This window comes from Desulfovibrio sp. ZJ746, assembly GCF_011039155.1.
Taxonomy (GTDB): Bacteria; Desulfobacterota; Desulfovibrionia; order Desulfovibrionales; family Desulfovibrionaceae; genus Desulfovibrio.
In genome coordinates this window covers 759,750-777,919 of sequence record NZ_JAAKEK010000001.1, presented here as the reverse complement: position 1 = coordinate 777,919, position 18,170 = coordinate 759,750, and the positions used below count along the sequence as shown (strand labels likewise).

16 protein-coding genes and 1 tRNA gene are annotated in these 18,170 nt (G+C 66.6%); 1 reads left to right on the top strand and 16 read right to left on the bottom strand.

The window, feature by feature from the left end; translation table 11 throughout:
- Positions 1-10: 10 nt before the first annotated feature.
- From G7Y54_RS03500 to G7Y54_RS03425, 16 genes are all read right to left on the bottom strand, one after another.
- Entirely contained in the window at positions 11-835 is an 825-nt protein-coding gene (locus G7Y54_RS03500; RefSeq protein ID WP_165077332.1) for a hypothetical protein, read from the bottom strand.
- Positions 836-907: 72 nt separating this feature from the next.
- A complete protein-coding gene (rho, locus tag G7Y54_RS03495) occupies positions 908-2,203 on the bottom strand; it encodes a transcription termination factor Rho (protein ID WP_165077330.1) in 1,296 nt (431 codons plus the stop codon).
- A gap of 308 nt (positions 2,204-2,511) precedes the next feature.
- Positions 2,512-3,036: a CarD family transcriptional regulator gene (locus G7Y54_RS03490; protein WP_165077327.1), complete on the bottom strand. Its 525-nt coding sequence runs from the start codon at positions 3,034-3,036 to the stop codon at positions 2,512-2,514.
- 216 nt (positions 3,037-3,252) lie between these two features.
- Positions 3,253-3,861: an aminoacyl-tRNA hydrolase gene (gene pth / locus G7Y54_RS03485; RefSeq protein ID WP_165077324.1), complete on the bottom strand. Its 609-nt coding sequence runs from the start codon at positions 3,859-3,861 to the stop codon at positions 3,253-3,255.
- A gap of 42 nt (positions 3,862-3,903) precedes the next feature.
- Positions 3,904-4,776 carry an alpha/beta fold hydrolase gene (locus tag G7Y54_RS03480; RefSeq protein WP_165077320.1) on the bottom strand — a complete coding sequence of 291 codons (873 nt, stop codon included), beginning with the start codon at positions 4,774-4,776 and terminating at the stop codon, positions 3,904-3,906.
- Between the two features lie 124 nt (positions 4,777-4,900).
- Positions 4,901-5,512, bottom strand: a complete 612-nt coding sequence (locus tag G7Y54_RS03475) for a 50S ribosomal protein L25/general stress protein Ctc (protein WP_165077317.1) — start codon at positions 5,510-5,512, stop codon at positions 4,901-4,903.
- A gap of 66 nt (positions 5,513-5,578) precedes the next feature.
- On the bottom strand, positions 5,579-6,526 hold the full coding sequence (locus tag G7Y54_RS03470) for a ribose-phosphate pyrophosphokinase (protein ID WP_165077314.1): 948 nt from the start codon (positions 6,524-6,526) through the stop codon (positions 5,579-5,581).
- A gap of 60 nt (positions 6,527-6,586) precedes the next feature.
- Positions 6,587-6,661: transfer RNA gene (locus G7Y54_RS03465), tRNA-Gln, on the bottom strand.
- Positions 6,652-7,542 carry a 4-(cytidine 5'-diphospho)-2-C-methyl-D-erythritol kinase gene (gene ispE, locus G7Y54_RS03460; protein WP_165077310.1) on the bottom strand — a complete coding sequence of 297 codons (891 nt, stop codon included), beginning with the start codon at positions 7,540-7,542 and terminating at the stop codon, positions 6,652-6,654. Before ispE ends, G7Y54_RS03465 begins: the two co-directional genes overlap by 10 nt.
- Entirely contained in the window at positions 7,539-8,072 is a 534-nt protein-coding gene (gene hslV, locus G7Y54_RS03455; RefSeq protein WP_165078000.1) for an ATP-dependent protease subunit HslV, read from the bottom strand. The genes ispE and hslV overlap by 4 nt, the downstream gene beginning before the upstream one ends.
- Positions 8,073-8,074: 2 nt before the next feature.
- Positions 8,075-9,499 carry a M48 family metallopeptidase gene (locus G7Y54_RS03450; protein WP_165077307.1) on the bottom strand — a complete coding sequence of 475 codons (1,425 nt, stop codon included), beginning with the start codon at positions 9,497-9,499 and terminating at the stop codon, positions 8,075-8,077.
- Between the two features lie 49 nt (positions 9,500-9,548).
- Positions 9,549-11,000 (bottom strand): cysteine--tRNA ligase, encoded by a 1,452-nt coding sequence (cysS, locus tag G7Y54_RS03445; RefSeq protein WP_165077305.1) that lies wholly within the window; start codon positions 10,998-11,000, stop codon positions 9,549-9,551.
- Positions 11,001-11,041: 41 nt separating this feature from the next.
- Positions 11,042-11,476 carry a ribose 5-phosphate isomerase B gene (gene rpiB, locus G7Y54_RS03440; protein ID WP_165077302.1) on the bottom strand — a complete coding sequence of 145 codons (435 nt, stop codon included), beginning with the start codon at positions 11,474-11,476 and terminating at the stop codon, positions 11,042-11,044.
- Positions 11,477-11,515: 39 nt separating this feature from the next.
- Positions 11,516-12,304: a hypothetical protein gene (locus G7Y54_RS03435; RefSeq protein ID WP_165077300.1), complete on the bottom strand. Its 789-nt coding sequence runs from the start codon at positions 12,302-12,304 to the stop codon at positions 11,516-11,518.
- Positions 12,301-14,187: a tetratricopeptide repeat protein gene (locus tag G7Y54_RS03430; protein ID WP_165077297.1), complete on the bottom strand. Its 1,887-nt coding sequence runs from the start codon at positions 14,185-14,187 to the stop codon at positions 12,301-12,303. The genes G7Y54_RS03435 and G7Y54_RS03430 overlap by 4 nt, the downstream gene beginning before the upstream one ends.
- 184 nt (positions 14,188-14,371) lie before the next feature.
- Complete coding sequence (locus G7Y54_RS03425; protein WP_165077295.1) at positions 14,372-15,556, bottom strand: RNA polymerase factor sigma-32; 1,185 nt, start codon at positions 15,554-15,556, stop codon at positions 14,372-14,374.
- Between the two features lie 131 nt (positions 15,557-15,687).
- Here G7Y54_RS03425 and G7Y54_RS03420 point away from each other — a divergent pair, with 131 nt between their 5' ends.
- Positions 15,688-18,165, top strand: a complete 2,478-nt coding sequence (locus G7Y54_RS03420; RefSeq protein ID WP_165077293.1) for a homocysteine S-methyltransferase family protein — start codon at positions 15,688-15,690, stop codon at positions 18,163-18,165.
- The last annotated feature ends 5 nt before the right edge of the window (positions 18,166-18,170 follow it).

Genomic DNA, 18,170 nt, shown 5'->3' with positions numbered 1-18,170 from the left:
CAGCTGGCCCCTAGTCCCGCTTGTCCCTGCGGGCGGAACTCTCCCGCAAATCAGGCGCGCGCCGGATTTCAGGATGGGGCGGGGAGGGCATGCGCAGGGGCCGTGCCGGCGCCTCGTCCCTCTCATCTTCTTCTTTTCCCGCCTGCCATAGTGCCGCGTCACTTCCGTCAAGGCTCGATAGAAGTGCCGCAGGCAGCTTTTTGCCCAAAAGGGTGGAGAACTCGGCGCTGTCGCAGGCATCGGGGACAGCGGGCGCTTCACCCTGTCGGGCGAGGCTTTGCCAGAGCTTGAGCGCGGCGATAGCCGCCCCGGCTTCCCCCCCAGGCGTGGGGAGCGTCATCCCCTCCCGCCATTCCCGGTCTGGAATGCGGGAGGGCACGGCCGGGATCTCCTGGCCTGCTGTGCCATTGGCCAGCGGGCGGATGAAGACGTGCCCCCCGTCTGGGCTCGCAGTCCATTCCAGGCCCTCTAGCGGAAAAGTCCTGAAGGCCCGCGCGCCAAGGCGGCGCCGGCACAGGATGGCCGTGCCCCTCTCGCCATCCAGCAGCAAAAGCGGGGCCGCGCCCCGGCGCACGGCCGCGAGCAGGCCAAGGCCGGCGAAAATAGAGGCGCCCCCGCCCGCCAGCGCCGGGGGAAGGCCTTTCTGGGTGCCCACGAGCAGGAGGAGCACCCCGAAGGCCACGAAGGCCGCGCCCAAAAAGCGGCCAAGACTCTGGCTGCGGCCGCCCGGCGTGGTCGCAAGGATGAAAAGCCTTGGCCCCTCGCACAATGAGGGCCACGGCAGCTCGAGTTGCGGCGGCGTAACTTGGGGCGCGGGAGTATCGGGAGACGACATCCTGGCTGAAGAGCCCGGCAGGGCGCGGGAAGAGGAAGGGCGCGCCGTGCCGGGGCAGGCCAACGCCTGGGGCTACTTGCCCATGGCGTTGAGAAAGTCCTTGTTGGAGGGGGTGCCGCGCATCTTGTCGAGGAGGAACTCCATGCTGTCGAGCGGCGCCATGGGCGCGAGGATCTTGCGCAGCAGCCAGACCCGGTTGAGCACGTCGTCCGGGAGCAGCAGGTCTTCCTTGCGGGTGCCCGTGCGGTTGATGTCGATGGCCGGGAAGACGCGCTTTTCGGAGAGGTGGCGGTCGAGATAGATCTCCATGTTGCCCGTGCCCTTGAACTCCTCAAAAATGACCTCGTCCATGCGCGAGCCCGTGTCGATGAGCGCGGTGGCGATGATGGTGAGGCTGCCGCCTTCCTCGATATTGCGGGCCGCGCCGAAGAAGCGCTTGGGCCGCTGCAGGGCGTTGGCGTCCAGGCCGCCGGAGAGCACCCGGCCGGAAGAGGGCGTCACCGCGTTGTAGGCGCGCCCGAGGCGCGTGATGGAATCCAGCAGGATGACCACGTCCCGCTTGCGCTCCACAAGGCGCTTGGCCTTTTCGAGCACCATTTCGCAGACCTGCACATGGCGCTGCGGCGGCTCGTCGAAGGTGGAGCTGATGACCTCTGCCTTCTTGACCGTGCGCTCCATGTCCGTCACTTCCTCGGGGCGCTCGTCAATGAGCAGCACGATGAGGTAGACGTCGGGATTGTTGGCGATGATGGCATTGGCGAGCGACTGGAGCAGGATGGTCTTGCCCGTGCGCGGCGGCGCCACGATAAGGCCGCGCTGGCCGCAGCCGATGGGCGCCATGAGGTCGATGACGCGGTTGGAGAGATTCTTCTCGCCATTTTCCATGACGAGCTGCCGGTCGGGATAGATGGGGGTCAGGTTGTCGAAGAGAACGAGATTCTTGGCGTTTTCCGGCGGCTCAAAGCCAATCTCCGTCACCTTGAGCAGGGCGAAATACCGCTCGCCCTCCTTGGGGGGGCGTATCTGGCCTGAAACCACATCGCCCTTGCGCAGCGAGAAGCGGCGGATCTGGGAGGGGGATACATAGATGTCGTCGGGGCCGGGCATGAAGCTGTACAGCGGGGAGCGGAGAAAGCCGAAACCGTCCGGCAGGATCTCGAGCACGCCGTCGCCATATATGGCGCCGTTTTGCGAGGCGCAGGTGGACAGGAGGGCGAAGATGAGCTCCTGCTTGCGCATGGAACTGGCATTTTCGATCTCGTACTGTTCGGCGAGCTCCATGAGCTCTTGCATGCTGCGGGTTTTGAGGTCGGTGAGGCTCAGGCCATTGTCAGTAATCAGGGTGGGTGTGGTTTTTTTCTTGCGCATAAAGGTAGTGAGGTTTCAAGCAACGGTGAGGGCAGCTGAGTGCCAAGCCGGACAGAAGCCCGAAGGGCCGGAAGGATGGGATGGATGCAAGGCGTGCGGCAGCAACACTAGGGCATTCCCACCCGAATGGCAAGGAAAAAAGCGGATATTTCGCAAAAAGTTGAACGAAGCCGCGCTCTTCCGCCCGGGCTTTGCTGGCACTTTGAATGGGAACAAGCAGATGGGCAGGCAAGACATGCGCGCACGAAGAGGGCGCCGCGTTTCCGGCAGAGCCAGAGGGGCGGAATCTGGCGAAAGTGTCCCCGCGCTCAGGCGCTCTGGCAGTGGGTTTCGGCAGTGGGTTGGGCCGCGGCGTAGAGGGCCGTCAGCTCGTCGCGCAGTTCCTCCGCCGAAAGGCCCAGCACCTCGGCGAGCTCGCCGCCCACGAGGCTCATGGCCTGCTCGAGCAGGCGCCGCTCCCCGAAAGAGAGTTCCTTGGTACGGCCGATGAGCAGAAGCTCCCGCAGCACATCGGCCACCACGGCGAGCTCCGGGCTTTTCAGGCGTTCGGAATATTCGCGGAAGCGGCGGTTCCAGTTCTGGCCGGTGAAGACGGTGCGCTCGCGGTCACTGCGCAGCATGTCGAGGATGCGGCTCGCCTCCTTGCGCGTGATGAGCGGCCGAAGGCCCACATTGACGGCATTGTGCACGGGCACCATGAGGGTGATGTTGTTGGCCCGGATGCGCACGATATAGAATTCGCAGGCAATGCCGCCGATATCTTTGTGGTCGATGCGTTCTATCCTGCCCACGCCCTGGGCCGGATACACCACGAGCTTGTCCGGTGAGAACATATGCCTTCCCTGCGCTGTGCGGCGCAACTACGCAGATTGTGAAGAGTCGGTTCATCGCTGCGGACGGCATTCCGGCTGCGCCCGGGTGGCCGATTCCCGTAGGGGGGAGGCAGGGACAAAAACACGGTTGCGCAAAGGCGCCAAAATACGACTGTGTTAAAATCATATCGGATTTACGAATGGGTGTCCAGCAGGGGAGACCGATTTTTCTTTTTCTCAGCGGGCCGGCGTCCCGGCGCTGCGCGCCAGCCGGGCGGCCTTGCCTGCATCGCCCGATGCGGCCGCAAGAAAGACCTCGAGCGCGGCGGGCATGACCTCCTCAATGCGCCTCGCATCTTCCGCGGCCGGCCGCCCGAGAACCCAGTTGATGATATCGCCCTTGTGCGGGGGGCGGCCGATGCCGATGCGCAGGCGCCCGAAATCCGGGCTGCCCAATTGCTCGCAGATGGAGGCGAGCCCATTGTGCCCGGCATTGCCGCCGCCGAATTTGTAGCGCAACTCGCCGGGGGGGATGTCGAGCTCGTCATGGGCCACCACCAGCCTCGCCGGCGCTATCTTGTGCCAGGCGAGGAGAGGCTGGACGCAATGGCCGCTCGCGTTCATCATGGTGAGCGGCTTGGCCGCAAGCCAAGGCCCGGAGAGGCCCTTCATGCGGAAGCGCCAGAGATCGCACTGGAAGCGCGCTCCGTTGAGGGCTTCCACCTGCCCGGCCTCGCGCGCGTGCCCGAGCACGAAGTCCACAAAGGCGAAGCCCAGGTTGTGCCGCGTGCCCGCAAAGCGGTTGCCGGGATTGCCAAGGCCCACCAGGGCGCCAGTATAGTCCATGGAAGTCTCCCTCACAGAACGATTTTCGGGCCGGTCCCGGCGTCAGGCTCCCGCCGCCTGGAGGCGCAGCGGCATGCCGAGGCCCGCGCAGACGGCGGCCGCGTCCCGGGCGATGAAGGTGGCCTCTCGCGGCGCCATGGGCGCAAGATGGCCGCCCCTCAAAAGCCAGACAAGCCTTTTTTGCGGCGCCCTGATCCCGCGGAACACGGCGCTCGCAAGTTCGGGCGTGAACAGGGCGTCATCGCGCGCATTATAGAGCCGGAACGGGCAATGGAGCAGCGGGGAAACGCGGGCACTGAACAGGCTCGCCAGAAAACCCAGTGGGTAGCTCATGCGGCTGCCGCGCCTGTCCATGTTGAGCGCTCCATGCCCAGCCATGACCCTGCGCACGGAGAGATACCAGTTCACGGTCACGGGCAGCCACGGGAGGGCGCGCCCGAGGCGGTCGATGCCGCGCTCGAGCCGGTCGCGCTGCCCGGCAAGCCGCGCAAAGCGCGTCAGGCCGATGGCCTCCGGCATTTGCGGCAATATGGTGCAGATGGCGAATGCCGCCGTGAGGGTGCGCGATTTTCCGGCATGCGCCGTGGCGAGGATGCCCCCTTGGCTGTGCCCGCACACGGCCACAGGCCCCAGGCCTGCCTCGTGCAGCCAGCGCTCCGCATGGAGGCCGTCTTCAAGAAGCGAGGCAAAAGTGAAGCCGTCCCTGTGCGGATTGACGCCATGCCCTTCGAGATGCAGGCCGGCCACGGCAAGGCCCGCGTCATGCAGGGCGCGCATGAGCGGCCGGTATTGCCGGGGCGAGAGCATGGTGCCCGGATAGACGAGCACGCTGCCGGCGCCGGGATTGGCCCAGAGCTCAAGGGTGAAGCGGCGGCCCTCGTGTTCAAGGCGCTGGAAGTGCGGGGCTGGCGGCATGGGCTTCCGGGGATCAGGCTCTGACATGAAGAGGCCGACCCGCGATGGGCCGGCCTCGGAATGAAGACAGGTTCCGTGCGGCGCAAGGCGCAAGGGCCGGGAAGCGCCGCCAGCCGGGAAAGGGCTATTCGGCGGCCGCCTCGCCCTCGCCCTCTTCGCCCGCATCGTCCTTGCTCTTGGCAAGCACGCTGACGATGGCGAAATTGCGGTCATGCACGGCGGAGACATTTTCGGGCAGCTTGAGGTCGGCCACGGAAATGGTGTCGCCGATATTCATGTCCGTCACGTCCACCACGACCTTCTGCGGCATGTCCATGGGCTTGCTCGCCAGGCGCACGTTCTCGCGGTAAGTCTCCAAGATGCCGCCAAGCTTGGTGCCCTTGGCAACGCCCACAAATTCCAGCGGCACATCGACCTTGACTTCCTTGTCGAGATCCACGCCGTAATAGTCGATATGGAGAAAGCAGTTCTTGTAAGGATGGCGCTGCACCTGCCAGATGAGCACGGGATGCACTTCCTTGGTGCCGTTGTCGTCGATCTCGAGGTTGAACACCGTGGTATGCCCCACGGATTCATAGAGCTTTTCAAGCGGCAGGGTGGGCGCCTGGACCATAACGTTCTCGCCTGTGGCGGTGTAGAAGACGCCCGGCACCAGATCCTTGGAACGCAGACGGCCGCTGGGGCCCTTGCCGCGGCCATCACGCTTCTGGACATTCAATGTTTTTTCGATGCTCATCTCGCTCTCCTTGCTGACCGCCGAAACGTGCGGAAATTGTTCTTCCCTGATGATTTCCCCGGCCCGCTACACAAAGAGCACGCTCACCGAGGAACCCGTATGGATATTATGGATGGTCTTGCCAAGAAGCGCGGCCACGGATGCCACCTTGAGCTTGGGGCAGCGCTCCAGCTTGTCGCCGATGGGGATGGTGTCCGTCACGATGACCTGCGAGAGGGCGTCGGTCGCATTGATGCGGTCGATGGCCGGCCCGGAAAGCACCGGGTGCGTCGCGCAGGCCACGATGCGCGTGGCGCCGTAGTTGAGCAGCACCTCCGCGCCGGCGCAGAGCGTGCCCGCGGTGTCGATCATGTCGTCCACCACGATGGCGACCTTGCCCTCCACATCGCCGATGACGTGCATGGCCTGGGCCTGATTGGGCTTGTCGCGCCGCTTGTCCACGATGGCGAGGGGCGCGTTGAGCCGCTTGGCATAGGCCCTCGCGCGTTCCACACCGCCCGCATCCGGCGAAACGATGACGATATTGTCGGCATGCAGGTCGCGCAGGCTGTCCATCATGACGGGCACGGCAAAAAGATTGTCCACCGGGCAGTTGAAGAAGCCCTGGATCTGCCCGGCGTGCAGGTCAATGGTGACGACGCGGTCGGCCCCGGCAACGCTGATGAAATCGGCCACCATCTTGGCGCTGATGGGCGCGCGCGGGCTGACCTTGCGGTCCTGCCGGGCATAGGCGTAGTAGGGGATGACCGCGGTGATGCGCCCGGCGCTCGCGCGCTTGAGGGCGTCCATCATGAGGCAGAGCTGCATGAAGTTGCGGTTCACGTCCGGCGGGCAGGTGGGCTGGACGACAAAAACGTCGTCCTCGCGCACATTGTCGCCGATCTCGACGCGCAGCTCGCCGTCACTGAAGGTCGTGGCAAGGGTGGGGGTGAGCTGGCAGCCCAAGTGGTCGCAGATGGACCGGGCAAGCTCGGGATTGGCAGAACCCGTGACGATTTTCAGGTCGCTGAACATGGAGCCGCCTTGGCAAATCCGTTCAAGAACCGACAGCTGTCATCCGGCGCTGCCGCTGATTGGCTGGGATGGAAGGGCTCGAACCTTCGGATGACGGAGCCAAAACCCGTTGCCTTACCACTTGGCTACATCCCAGCAGTTCCCAGCGCCTGGCAATAGACGCGCGGATATCGGCCGCGCAGCCGGGCCACGGCATATCGGGCGGCAGCCTCGGCCGCAAAAAGCCCGAACACGCTTGAGCCGCTGCCGGTCATGCCGGCCGAAAGCGCCCCGAGCCGCGCGAACTCCGCCTTGAGTCCGGCAAGCTGCGGATGCCGGGGAAAGACGGCGGCCTCAAGGTCATTTTCGAGGTCAAGGCGCGCCGCTCCAATAAGACGATTTCCATTATCCGCGCCCGCGTTGTTTGTCAAGTCGTTTTGGCAGGGAGCGGGTGGAGGGGGAGTGTTGCCGGCCCGCAGTTCATCGAGCCTCGCGAAGGTTTCGGCCGTGGACACATGGATGCCAGGGCAGGCGAGCACGAGCCAGAGGGGAGGGGCGGGGAGGGTCAGGGGCTCCACCACGTCGCCGATGCCGGTGACGCGGCTTGGGCGCGCCTGGAGAAAGAAGGGCACGTCCGCGCCCACCGCCACAGCCGCCCGTGCAAGCTCTTCATGCGGCAGCGCCTCGGCAAGGAGGGAATTGAGCCAGAGGAGGAGCGCGGCGGCATCGCTGCTGCCGCCGCCAAGGCCCGCGCCGCTCGGGATGCGCTTGACGAGCTCCACGTCAAGGCCCGGCGCCGTGCCGGCAATGGCCGCGAAGGCCGCATGGGCCTTGGTGAGCGTGTTGCGCGCCGGGTCGATGCCGGGCGCATCGCAGCGCACTGTGATGCCGGAGCCGGGCCGAAGGCGCACGCGGAGCTCGTCGCAGGGCCACGCCAGCGGCCAGAAGAGGGAGTCGAGCTCGTGATAGCCGTCGGGCCTGCGGCCGAGGACGCGCAGGCCGAGATTCACCTTGCAGCCTGCGCGAAGGCGGATCACAGGGTTTCCAGCGTCAGGCGGTCATTGGTGTAGACGCAGATCTGCGCGGCGATGGCCATGGCCTCGCGCGCGACGCCCGCCGCATCGAGCTGGCTGTGGCGCAAGAGGGCCCGCGCTGCGGCGAGGGCATAGGGGCCGCCGCTGCCGATGGCCGCCACGTCGTCATCCGGCTCGATGACATCGCCCGTGCCCGAAACGAGCAGCAAATGCTCGGCATCGGCCAGGAGCAGCATGGCCTCGAGCTTGCGCAGGTATTTGTCCTTGCGCCATTCCTTGGTCATCTCCACGGCGGCGCGCAGGAGATTGCCCCGCATTTCCTTGAGCTTGGCCTCGAAGAGCTCGAACAGGGTAAAGGCGTCGGCCGTGGCGCCGGCAAAACCGGCGAGCACGCGGCCGTCGTTGAGGCGGCGCACCTTGTGGGCCGTGTGCTTCATGATCATGTTCTGGCCGAGCGTCACCTGGCCGTCGCCGGCCATGGCGACCTGGCCGTTTTTCTTCACGGCGAGAATGGTGGTGGCATGCGTTTCCATCATCAGCTCTTGTCCCAGATTTCCTTCCGTTCCCTATAGGCGGCCTCAAGCCGCTGGAAGGCGCGCCTGTCCGACGCCTTGGCGGCGAGGGCCTTGGCCTGGTTGAAATAGCGCTCCGTGAGCTTGCGGTTGTTGGCATAGAGCGCGCTGTAAGTCATGTGGATATAGGCGTCCGCGGTCTTGCCGGCGTTGCCCAGCGAGCGGGCATAGGCCTGGTGCACTTCCGGGTCCTGCGGCACATGGCGCAGGACATCCGTATAATACTTGCCGGCCTCCCGCTGGCGCCCGGTCTCGTCCAGCATGCGGGCATAAAAGAAGGAGGCCATGAAGTCCTTGGGGTCGCGGCGCATGGCTTCGCGCAGCAGGGTCTCGGCGCGGTCCATGCTGCCCTTGCGGTAGTGAAAGGCCCCGGCCTCGCGCAGCACGAGCGGGTCGTGCGGGGCCGCGGCGAGCGCTTCGTCAAAGGCGGCCGCGGCTTCGTTGACGCGGTTCTGGCGCGCGAGCACGATGCCCCGGCCCATGCGCGAGAGGCCGTCCTTGCCCGAAAAGCGCTGCAAGGCCGCCTGCTCGTCGCCGTAGCGCGCCCAGAGGAGCGTCTTGACGCGCTGGAAGCGGCTGTTGTCCGCCGTGCGGTTGCGCACGGACGCGGGGAGCGTCTCGATGCGGGCCTGGAGGCTGTTCACGCGGTCGCCGATGGCCGGGTGCGTGGAAAGATAGGTGGGGATATTGACCCCGCTCATCCAGTTCTTGTGGCGCAGCACCTTGAAGCCGCCCACCATGCCGGCGGGAGGATAGCCCGCGGCCACGAGGTATTGCAGGCCAAGGTTGTCGGCCTCGCTTTCATCGAGGCGGCTGTAATTGAGCATGGCCGACTGGCTCGCCCCGGCGGCACTCACGGCCGCGGCGCCACCGGCCGGCCCGCCCAGGGCCACGCCGGCGATGGCCACCAGCAGGGAGCCCAGGGTGAGATACTGGGCGCGCTCCAGACGGGAGGCCACATGGCGCTGCGTCACATGGGCGAGCTCATGGGCGAGCACGCCGGCGAGCTCTTCCTCGCGCTCCAGGTTCATGATCATGCCGGTGAACACGAAGACATAGCCGCCCGGCACGGCAAAGGCGTTGAGCGCGTTGTGGAGCACCACGGAGGAAGTGAAATCGAAGGGCTGCGGCGGTATGGCCTTGACGAGGCGCTTGAGCAAGTCCGCCACATAAAGGCTCACTTCCGGGTCTTCCACGATGGGCAGGTGCGAGCGCACCATGACGTCGAACTTGTGGCCCATCTCCTTTTCGTCCTTGAGCGAGACGCCGCCGAAAAAGAAGGCCCGGGCACACGGCGGGAAGGCCAGCGGAAGGAGGAGGACGATGATGGCAAGGAGTGCCGTCACACGGCGGAAAGGGTGGGGATTGCGGTGGTTATTAAAGGACATGATTCCTTGCGTAGGTGTTTTCAGGAAGTTTCAGTGGCCACGACCGGATTCATTCCAGATCCCATTCCTGGCCTTGCGGGGTGTCGCGCACGCTCACCCCGAGGGCGGCGAGCTCGTCGCGCAGGGCGTCCGAGCCGGCGAAATCCCTGGCGGCCCTGGCCCCGGCACGCTTGGCGAGCACGTCTTCCACATGGGCGAGGTCCAGCTTGCGACGCCGGGCGCGCACGCCGCGCAGGTCGTTGAGGAAGGTCTCCGAATCCTCACCGAAGAGGCCGAAGCGCGTGTGCCACTGGCGCGCGCGGGAGAGGAAGTCTTCCAATATGTCCCCCGCAGCCCGGGAGGCGCGCAGCGCCTTGTCCTCCAAGAGTCGGTTGACGATGCGCACCTGCGAGAAGATATGCCCGAGCGCCTGGGCGGTGTTGAGGTCATCGTCCATGGCGGCGGAAACGGCGGCGTCAAGGCCGTCCCACTCTTCGCGCAGGCCCATGGGGAGGGTCGTGTTTTTCCACGAAGTACGCAAGAGCGCCCTCGCGGCGTCGCGCAGGGCGGTATACACGCGCTGCTGGCCCCTTTCCGCATCCTCCATGCCCTCGGGGCTGAAGTCGATGGGGCTGCGGTACTGCTTGCCGAGCAGGAAGAAGCGCAGGGTCTCGGGCAGGTAGTCTCGCAGGATGTCGCGAATGGTGGTGAAGTTGCCAAGCGACTTGGACATCTTTTCCTGGTTGATCTGCACAAAGCCGTTGTGCACCCAGAAGCGGGCGAGCTCACAGCCGCAGACGGCCTCGGTCTGCGCGATCTCGTTCTCGTGATGCGGAAAGATGAGGTCCTGGCCGCCGCCATGTATGTCGAGCGGCAGGAAGGGCTGGCTCATGGCCGAGCACTCGATGTGCCAGCCCGGGCGCCCGGGGCCCCACGGGCTCTCCCACGAGGGTTCGCCGGGCTTGGCCGCCTTCCAGAGGGCGAAGTCCAGCGGGTCTTCCTTTTCCTCGCCGGGCGCCACGCGCGCGCCGGCCATGAGCTCGTCGAGGCTGCGGCGCGAGAGCTTGCCGTAAGGCGCGTAGGAGCGCACGCGGAAATACACGTCCCCGGAGGGGGTGGCGTAGGCCTTGCCCTTTTCAATGAGCTGCTCGCACAGGGCAATGATCTGGGGGACAGTGTCGGTGGCGCGGGGCTCCAGGTCGGCCCGGAGCACGCCCAGGCGGTCCATATCTTCGTGAAATGCCGCCATATAGGTGGCGGCTATCTCATGCCAGTCGCGGCCCTCGGCCTCGGCGCGGCGGATGATCTTGTCGTCCACGTCCGTGAAGTTGCGGACAAAGAGCACCTCGAGCCCGAGATAGCGCAACTGGCGCACGAGGATGTCAAAAACGACGGCCGAACGGGCATGCCCGATGTGGCAATAGTCATAGGCCGTGATGCCGCAGACATAGACATGGGCCTTGCCGGGCCGCACGGGAACGAACTCTTCCTTGCGCCGGCCAAGGGTGTTGTAGAGCTGCATGACAGTCCTTCCGGCCGCGCGGGCGGCCTCGCTGTGGAAACTCAGGAGCGTGGCGTGATCTGGTCGATGCGCCGCTGGTGGCGGCCGCCTTCAAAGGCCGTCTCGAGGAAGGCCGCCACGATGGCGAGCGCCAGCTCCTCGCCGGTGATGCGCGCGCCGAGGCAGAGCACGTTGGCGTCGTTGTGGCGCCGGCTCAGGCGCGCATGGAGCTCGGTGGCGCAGAGCGCCGCGCGGATGCCGTCATGCCGGTTGGCGGCGATGGACATGCCGATGCCGCTGCCGCAGACGAGGATGCCCTGGCCCCCCTCGGCGAGCAGGGCCGAACAGAGCTTGTGGGCGAAAACGGGATAATCGCAGCTCTCGCAGGAATCGGTGCCGTGGTCCTTTACGGTGAAGCCGAGGCGCGGCAATTCGCGGGCGATGAGCTCCTTGAGCGCGTGACCGGCATGGTCCGAGGCCAGATGAACGACGGGCATGCAGACTCCTTTGCGTATGCCCCGAACCGCCCCCGCGGCTCAGGATTTGGGCGCGCGATACTGGGAAAGCGGGAGCAGGGGCGCGCCTTCGGGCAAGGTAAGTCGCATTTGCTCCTGGGTAAAGGGGCTCGCGGGATTTTCCCGCTCCTTGACGAGCAGGATGGCCCGCTTGCCGCTGGCGTGGTTCAGGGTGAGGCGGCGGGGGAGCGGCGGCGTGGCGTCGTCATAGACGATCTCCATGCGCCAGCCGTTGGCCGCGCTCTCTCGCCAGGCAACGGGCAGGCCGGCGGCATCGAGGGAGAGGCGGCCGCCGGGCTTGCCCTCCAGCGTGTAGTGGGCCACGCCGTCCGAAAGCAGCTCCGCATCGGTGTACGCGTCGCCGAAGGCCGCCGCATAGTGGCCGGTGAGCAGCGCCGTCAGCCGCGCGAGGCCGAAAGGCACGGGCACCCCGACCTTGAGCAGGGGGCTCGTGGCGCCCTGATGGAAATAGGCCTTGTTTTCCAGCGGGGCGTAGACGAGAAAGTGATCGCCGTCTTCCAGTATCTTGGCGACCACCGTCCCCACACCGGCCATGACATCGAGCCTGAGCTCCCGCGCGCCGTTGCCCCACAAAAGCGCCGTGACGCGCCGGGTATTGCCCTCCTCGCCGAAGCGAAGGCTGAGTTGCAGGCGATAGGGCGCTTCCTCGCCAAGCCCGGCCGTGCTGTAGGCCTGCCAGCGTTCCGCCAGCGGCTTGCCGTCCTCACCTTGCGGAACACCGGGGGAGGGAGCCTTGCTCGCGCAGGCGCAGAGCAGGAGGGCCATGCAGAGGAGGGCGAGCTTTTTCACGGGCGCCCCATGCGTTGCCGCAATGCCTCGGCATTGGCGGGTTTGAGGTCGAGCGCCTTCTGGTAGGCGCGCCGCGCCTCGCCGGTATGGCCGAGATGGCGGGCGATGTCGCCATAGTGCTCCCAGATGGTCGCGTCCACCGGCCCTTCGAGGCTCACGGCCCGCCGGATCTTGGTGAGCGCCTCTTCAGCCTTGCCGGCGCGGAAGAGGGCCCAGGCCAGGGAGTCGATGATATAGGACTGGTCGGGCGCCAGCGTGTCCGCCCTGGTGAGCAGCTCAAGCGCGCGGTCAAGGTCGCGGTTTTGCTCGGCGAGGCTGTAGCCCACATAGTTGAGCGCCTGGTAATTGTCCGGCTGCTTTTTCAGGATGTCTTCCATGACGCCCATGGCTTCCTGCTTCTTGCCGTTTTCATCCAGCAGGGAGCCGAGCAGGAAGGCGAGGTCGGTATTGTCGGGCCACTCGGCCGCGGCCGCGCGGGCGGCGTCGAGGGCGGCGTCCGTCTGCTTCAGCCGGGCGAGCAGACGGATCTCAAGATCGCGCAGTTCTGTCGAACGCGGAAAATCCTTGTGGCTTTCGCGCGCAAGCTCAAGGGCCGCATCCGGCTTGCCCGCCTCGGCGAGAAGCTGGATGCGCAACTGCCGGGCGCGCACGGCGATGGGGCTCCCGGCTGGGATCTTGTCCAGCCAGGACAGGGCCATGGCGAGGTCGCGGCGCTGCTCATAGGCGAGGTCGGCGAGGAGCAGATAGACATCGTCCGGCGCGCCCTCCCGCGTTGTGAGTTGCTTGAGCAGCCGCTCGGCCTGGAGATAGTGGCGCGCGTCCATGAGCATGCTCACGGCCGTGAGCTTGAAGGGGACGGTGTCGGGCCCCTGGTTGATATACCGGAGGGCCTTTTCCGGCTGCTTGAGCCTCAGGGAGAGGTTCACGAGCCGCAAGGACACATCCTGGGGCGAAAACTGGAACTTGGCGAGCTTCTCATAGGTGGCGCGGGCCTCGCGCAGCTCGCCCTCCTGCTCCAGCAGGAAGGCCAGCTCGGCGAGCGCCTCCACAAAGTCGGGCATGCCCCGCACCGAGCGGCGGAGCAGGGGGATGGCCTCGGCCTTGCGCTCCATGCCCGCCAGCGCCTTGGCGTGGTAATAATCGACAAGGGGGGTGCGTTCCTTGGCGGGGATGTCCGTCAGGAGCTTTTCGGCCTCATCGAACTGGTGTTCTTTCACAAGCAGGAGGGCCAGCTCGAGGCGCGCGTCCAGCGTGTCCGGGTGCCCGGCGAGATAGGCGCGCATGAGCCCGGCGCCGCGGCTGGCCATGCCGTGCTCGCCCAGGGCCTCGGCAAGGAGGAGGTTGAGCGAAAGATCTTCGGGCTGGGCCTTGAGAGCTTCTTCCAGATAGGTGACGGCATTGGGCGACTTGCGGCTCATGAGCCACACGCCGCCGTCGAGCCAGATCTGCGTGGGCCATACCTGGTCGGGAGAAGGCTGCGCGGCCGGGACTGGTGCGGGCGGGGAGGCCTGATTCTCTGGCGCCGCTTCGGTCTTTGCGCCTTCGTCTGTCGCGCTCCCCTCAAGCTCCGGCACCGGCTTGCCCGTGGAGGCCTCGGCGGCGACCAGCGCGGCCTCCAGCAGGGCGGCCTCATCCTCGTCAAGGATGGCGCGCACGGCGCGAAGATAGGCATACAGGCCGACGGCTTCGGGCGAAAGATCTTTCTCCACCGGGCGCACATGGATGGCGGGCACCACCCGGAGGCGCGGAGTCTCTTTCAGGATGCTCGCGGCCGCCTGTACCGTGGCCTCGATGGACCTGTTCTCCACCTCGCCGGGGGGAGACACCGGTTTCGCGGCGTTCTTTTGCGGCTCCTCGCCATTGCCGCCGCAGGCGCACAACATAAGCGCGCACAGCACGAGCGCGCAACACCGCGCACCACGCGACAGCGCATGGGCGACGCGCGCGCGGCCCTTTGCCGCGCCAGGAGGCGGCACATCAAGGGGACGGAGACCTATCCGTGGCAGTTTCATGAAGCTGGCGCGCCTTCCCGGCTGGCTTGTTCCTGTTGCCGCACGGCCCGCGCGGTCAGGACTGGATCCAGTCCTCAGAAAAATCCTTGACATCGAGCGTGATGTGCTGGCGAATCTTTTCCAGCAGGCGCGCCTCGAGCTGGCGCACGCGCTCGCGAGTGATATTATAGCGTTCGCCGATTTCGCGCAAGGTCACGGGCTCGTCGGTGAGCAGCCGGTGGCGCAGGATGTAGTGTTCCTTGTCGTTGAGCTTGGGCAGGATGGTCTTGAGCTGGGCGCGGACGAGCTCCGCCACCTCCACCGAGGCGAGGCGTTCCTCGGCGCCCTGGTCGAGCGCGGGGAGAAAGTCCATGCGCGTGGCGCCGCCCGTCTCGTCGCCGACCTGCACATTGAGCGAAAGGTCGGTGGAGGCGAGGCGCTGGTCCATCTCGTTGATCTGCTCCACGCTCACGCCGAGGCGCTCCGAGAGCATGGCGGCGTCGGGGTCAAAGCCCTGGGCGATGAGCTTCTGCCGCTCCCGGTTGAGGTTGTAAAAGAGCTTGCGCTGCACCTGGGTGGTGCCGATCTTGACCATCCTCCAGTTGTCCATGATGAACTTGAGGATGTAGGCCTTGATCCAGAAGGAGGCGTAATAGGAAAACTTGATGCCCTTGTCCGGGTCGAACTTGTTGACCGCCCGCATGAGGCCCACATTGCCTTCCTGCACGAGGTCGAGGACGTTCTGCATCCAGCGGCGCTGAAAGTCCATGGCGATGCGCACCACCAGCCGCAGGTGGGAGGAGACGAGCCTGAAGGCCGCGTCCGGGTCATTGGCGTCGCGCACCCTGAGGGCGAGGTCGTGCTCCTCTTCGGGCTTGAGCAGCGGGAAGCGGCTGACCTCGCGCAGGTAGAGCTGGAGGCTGTCCCGCGTGGCGGCCGGGGAGGGCAGATGTGGCGCGCGGCGCAGGGGCAGGCGCCCGTGGGCGCCGTCGCCGCTGTCTTCGGGAAGGGCCTCCGGGCCATTCGGGTCCAGCGGGTCGTCGTCGAGCGCAAGCCCGTCATCGGCGTCGGCATCCAGATCGAGGATGTCGTCGCCGTCTTCTGAAGTTTCGTCCGGGGGGGCCTCGTCTTCAGGGGCGCCGGCGATGGTTCGTGCCGTATCCGCGGGCAGGATCTCGGGGATGACGGTGCCCTCGGTGGGGCTGCCCTTTGCGGGCCCGGTGGCGCCGTTGCCGGCGGAGCGTTCTTGCGTCTTGGTCATAGTCTCGTCACCGTCTCGAAGATACGGCAGCGAATCATATAATTTTGATTTGTCCTTTTCAATGTTTTTCAGTACTAAAAACGCAGGGGCGTGCTGTCCCGGCATTTGCGCGTTCACTGCAAGGATATGACATGACCGCCTTTCCCTTTCTTCAGGCCCTGGGCCAAGGGCGTCCGCTGCTGCTCGACGGAGCCATGGGCACCATGCTCCAGGCGGCCGGCATGCCCGCGGGCGTGAGCCCCGACCAGTATTGCCTGGAAAACCCGGACATCCTCAAGGGCATCCACCGCGCCTATCTTGAGGCCGGCTCCAACATCATCACCACCTGCACCTTCGGCGCCAACCCCTTCAAGCTGGCGGCCGGGCTCGATGCTTTCGACGTATGCCGCCGCCTCACCGGCATCGCCCGGGAGGCCGCGCAAAGCGCCCCGGAGGGGCGGCCGGTCTTCGTGGCCGGCAATGTGGGGCCGAGCGGTCTTTTCGCGCGTCCCCTGGGCCCCCTCGAGCCGCGGGAACTGGTGGAGGGCTTCGCCAGGCAGATCCGCGGGCTCGCCGCCGGCGGCGCCGACCTCATCTTCATCGAGACGCAGTTCGACCTCGCCGAGGCGCGCGCCGCCGTGGCCGCAGCGCGCGAGGTCTGCGACCTGCCGGTCATGGTCTCCATGACCTTCGAGCACGGGGTGAGCCTCACCGGCTCCAGCCCGGAGATCTTCGCCGAGACCATGCAGAACCTCGGCGCGGACGTGGTGGGCACCAATTGCAGCCTCGGCCCGGACGAGATGCTGCCCGTCGTGCGCGAGCTCCTTTCCGTGTGCGCCTGCCCGGTCATGGCCGAGCCCAATGCGGGCCTGCCCGAGCTTCGGGATGGCCAGACGGTCTTCCCCATGGGGCCCGACGCCTTCGCGCAAAAAACGGCCGCCTTCGCGGCCATCGGCGCCCAGGTGCTGGGGGGCTGCTGCGGCACCACGCCCGCCCATATCACGGCGCTGGCGCGCGCGGTCGCTTCCGTCAGCCGGGAGCCCCGTCCCCTGCCGCGGCAGGACGGCATCGTGCTCACCAGCCGCTCGGCGCTTGTGCGCATGGGCGCGGACGCGCCGCTGGCCCTCATCGGCGAGCGCATCAACCCCACGGGCAAGCCAGTGCTCGCCGCCGAGCTTCAGGAGGGGCGCTTTGACGCGGCCCTGCGCCTTGCGGACGAGCAGGTGGCCGCCGGCGCGACGGTGCTCGATGTCAATGTGGGCGCTCCGCTGGTGGACGAGGCTGTGTGCCTGCCCGAGCTCGCCCAGCGCCTCATCGCCCGTTGCCAGGCGCCGCTCTCGCTCGATTCTTCCCATGCCGCGGCCATTGCGGCGGCGCTCCCCTATGCTCCCGGCTCCTGCCTCATCAACTCCATCAGCGGCGAGGCCGGCCGCATGGAGGCCCTGGGACCCATGTGCCGCCAGTATGGCGCGCCCTTCATCCTGCTGCCCCTGCAGGGCAAGAAGCTCCCGGTGCGCGCGGCCGAGCGCATCCGCATCGCCGAAGACCTGCTGGAGCGCGCGGCCGCCCTTGGCATTCCGCGGCGGCTCGTGCTGGTGGACATCCTGGCCCTGGCCATTTCCTCCACGCCCGAGGGCGTCAACGAATGCCTGGACTTCGCCCGCTGGTGCCGCGGGCAAAAGCTCCCCACCACCATCGGCCTTTCCAACGTCTCTTTCGGGCTTCCGGCGCGGCCGCTGCTCAATTCCACCTTCCTCAGCATGGCCGTGGGCGCGGGCCTCACCTCCTGCATCGCCAATCCCACTGCCCCGCTCATGCGCGAGACCACGGCCGCCATTGCCGCCCTTCGCGGGCATGACGCCCACGCGGAGGCCTTTATCGCCGGTTTTGGCAACTGGAAACCGGGCGCGGGGAGCCCGGCGCCCGCGGCCGGCGCCTCTGGCCTCGCGGCTGCCGCGGCGAGCCTGTATGACGTGGTGCTCAACGGCGACAAGGAGGGCGCCCCGGCCCTGCTGGAAAAGGAACTCGCCGCTGGCGCCGACCCGCTCGAGATCGTGGACGGCATCCTCATCCCGGCCATCACCGAAGTGGGGGAGCGCTATGAGCGGCGCGAGTATTTCCTGCCGCAGCTCATCCGCGCGGCGGAAACCATGCAGCTGGCCTTCGGGCGGCTCAAGCCGCTGCTCGAGGAGCGCCGCGGCCCGGAAAAGCGGCCCGTCATCGTGCTCGCCACCGTGGAGGGCGACATCCACGACATCGGCAAGAATATCGTGGCACTGCTCCTCGGGAACCACGGCTTTGAGGTGGTGGACGCGGGCAAGGATGTGCCCGCCGGGGAAATTCTGGCTTGCGCGATGCGCCACAAGGCGCGTATTATCGGGCTTTCCGCGCTGATGACAACCACCATGGTGCGCATGGAAGACACCATCCGCCTTATCCGCGAGCGCGGGCTGCCCATCCGGGTCATGGTGGGGGGCGCCGCCGTGACAAGGGCCTTTGCCGAGGCCATCGGGGCCGATGCTTATTGTGAAGACGCCGTGAGCGGTGTGCGCGCCGCCCAGGGCTTTCTCCGGGAGGATGCGGCCGGCGCCGCATGCCCGGATGCGGGTCAACAAGGAATGGAATCTTGAGGACA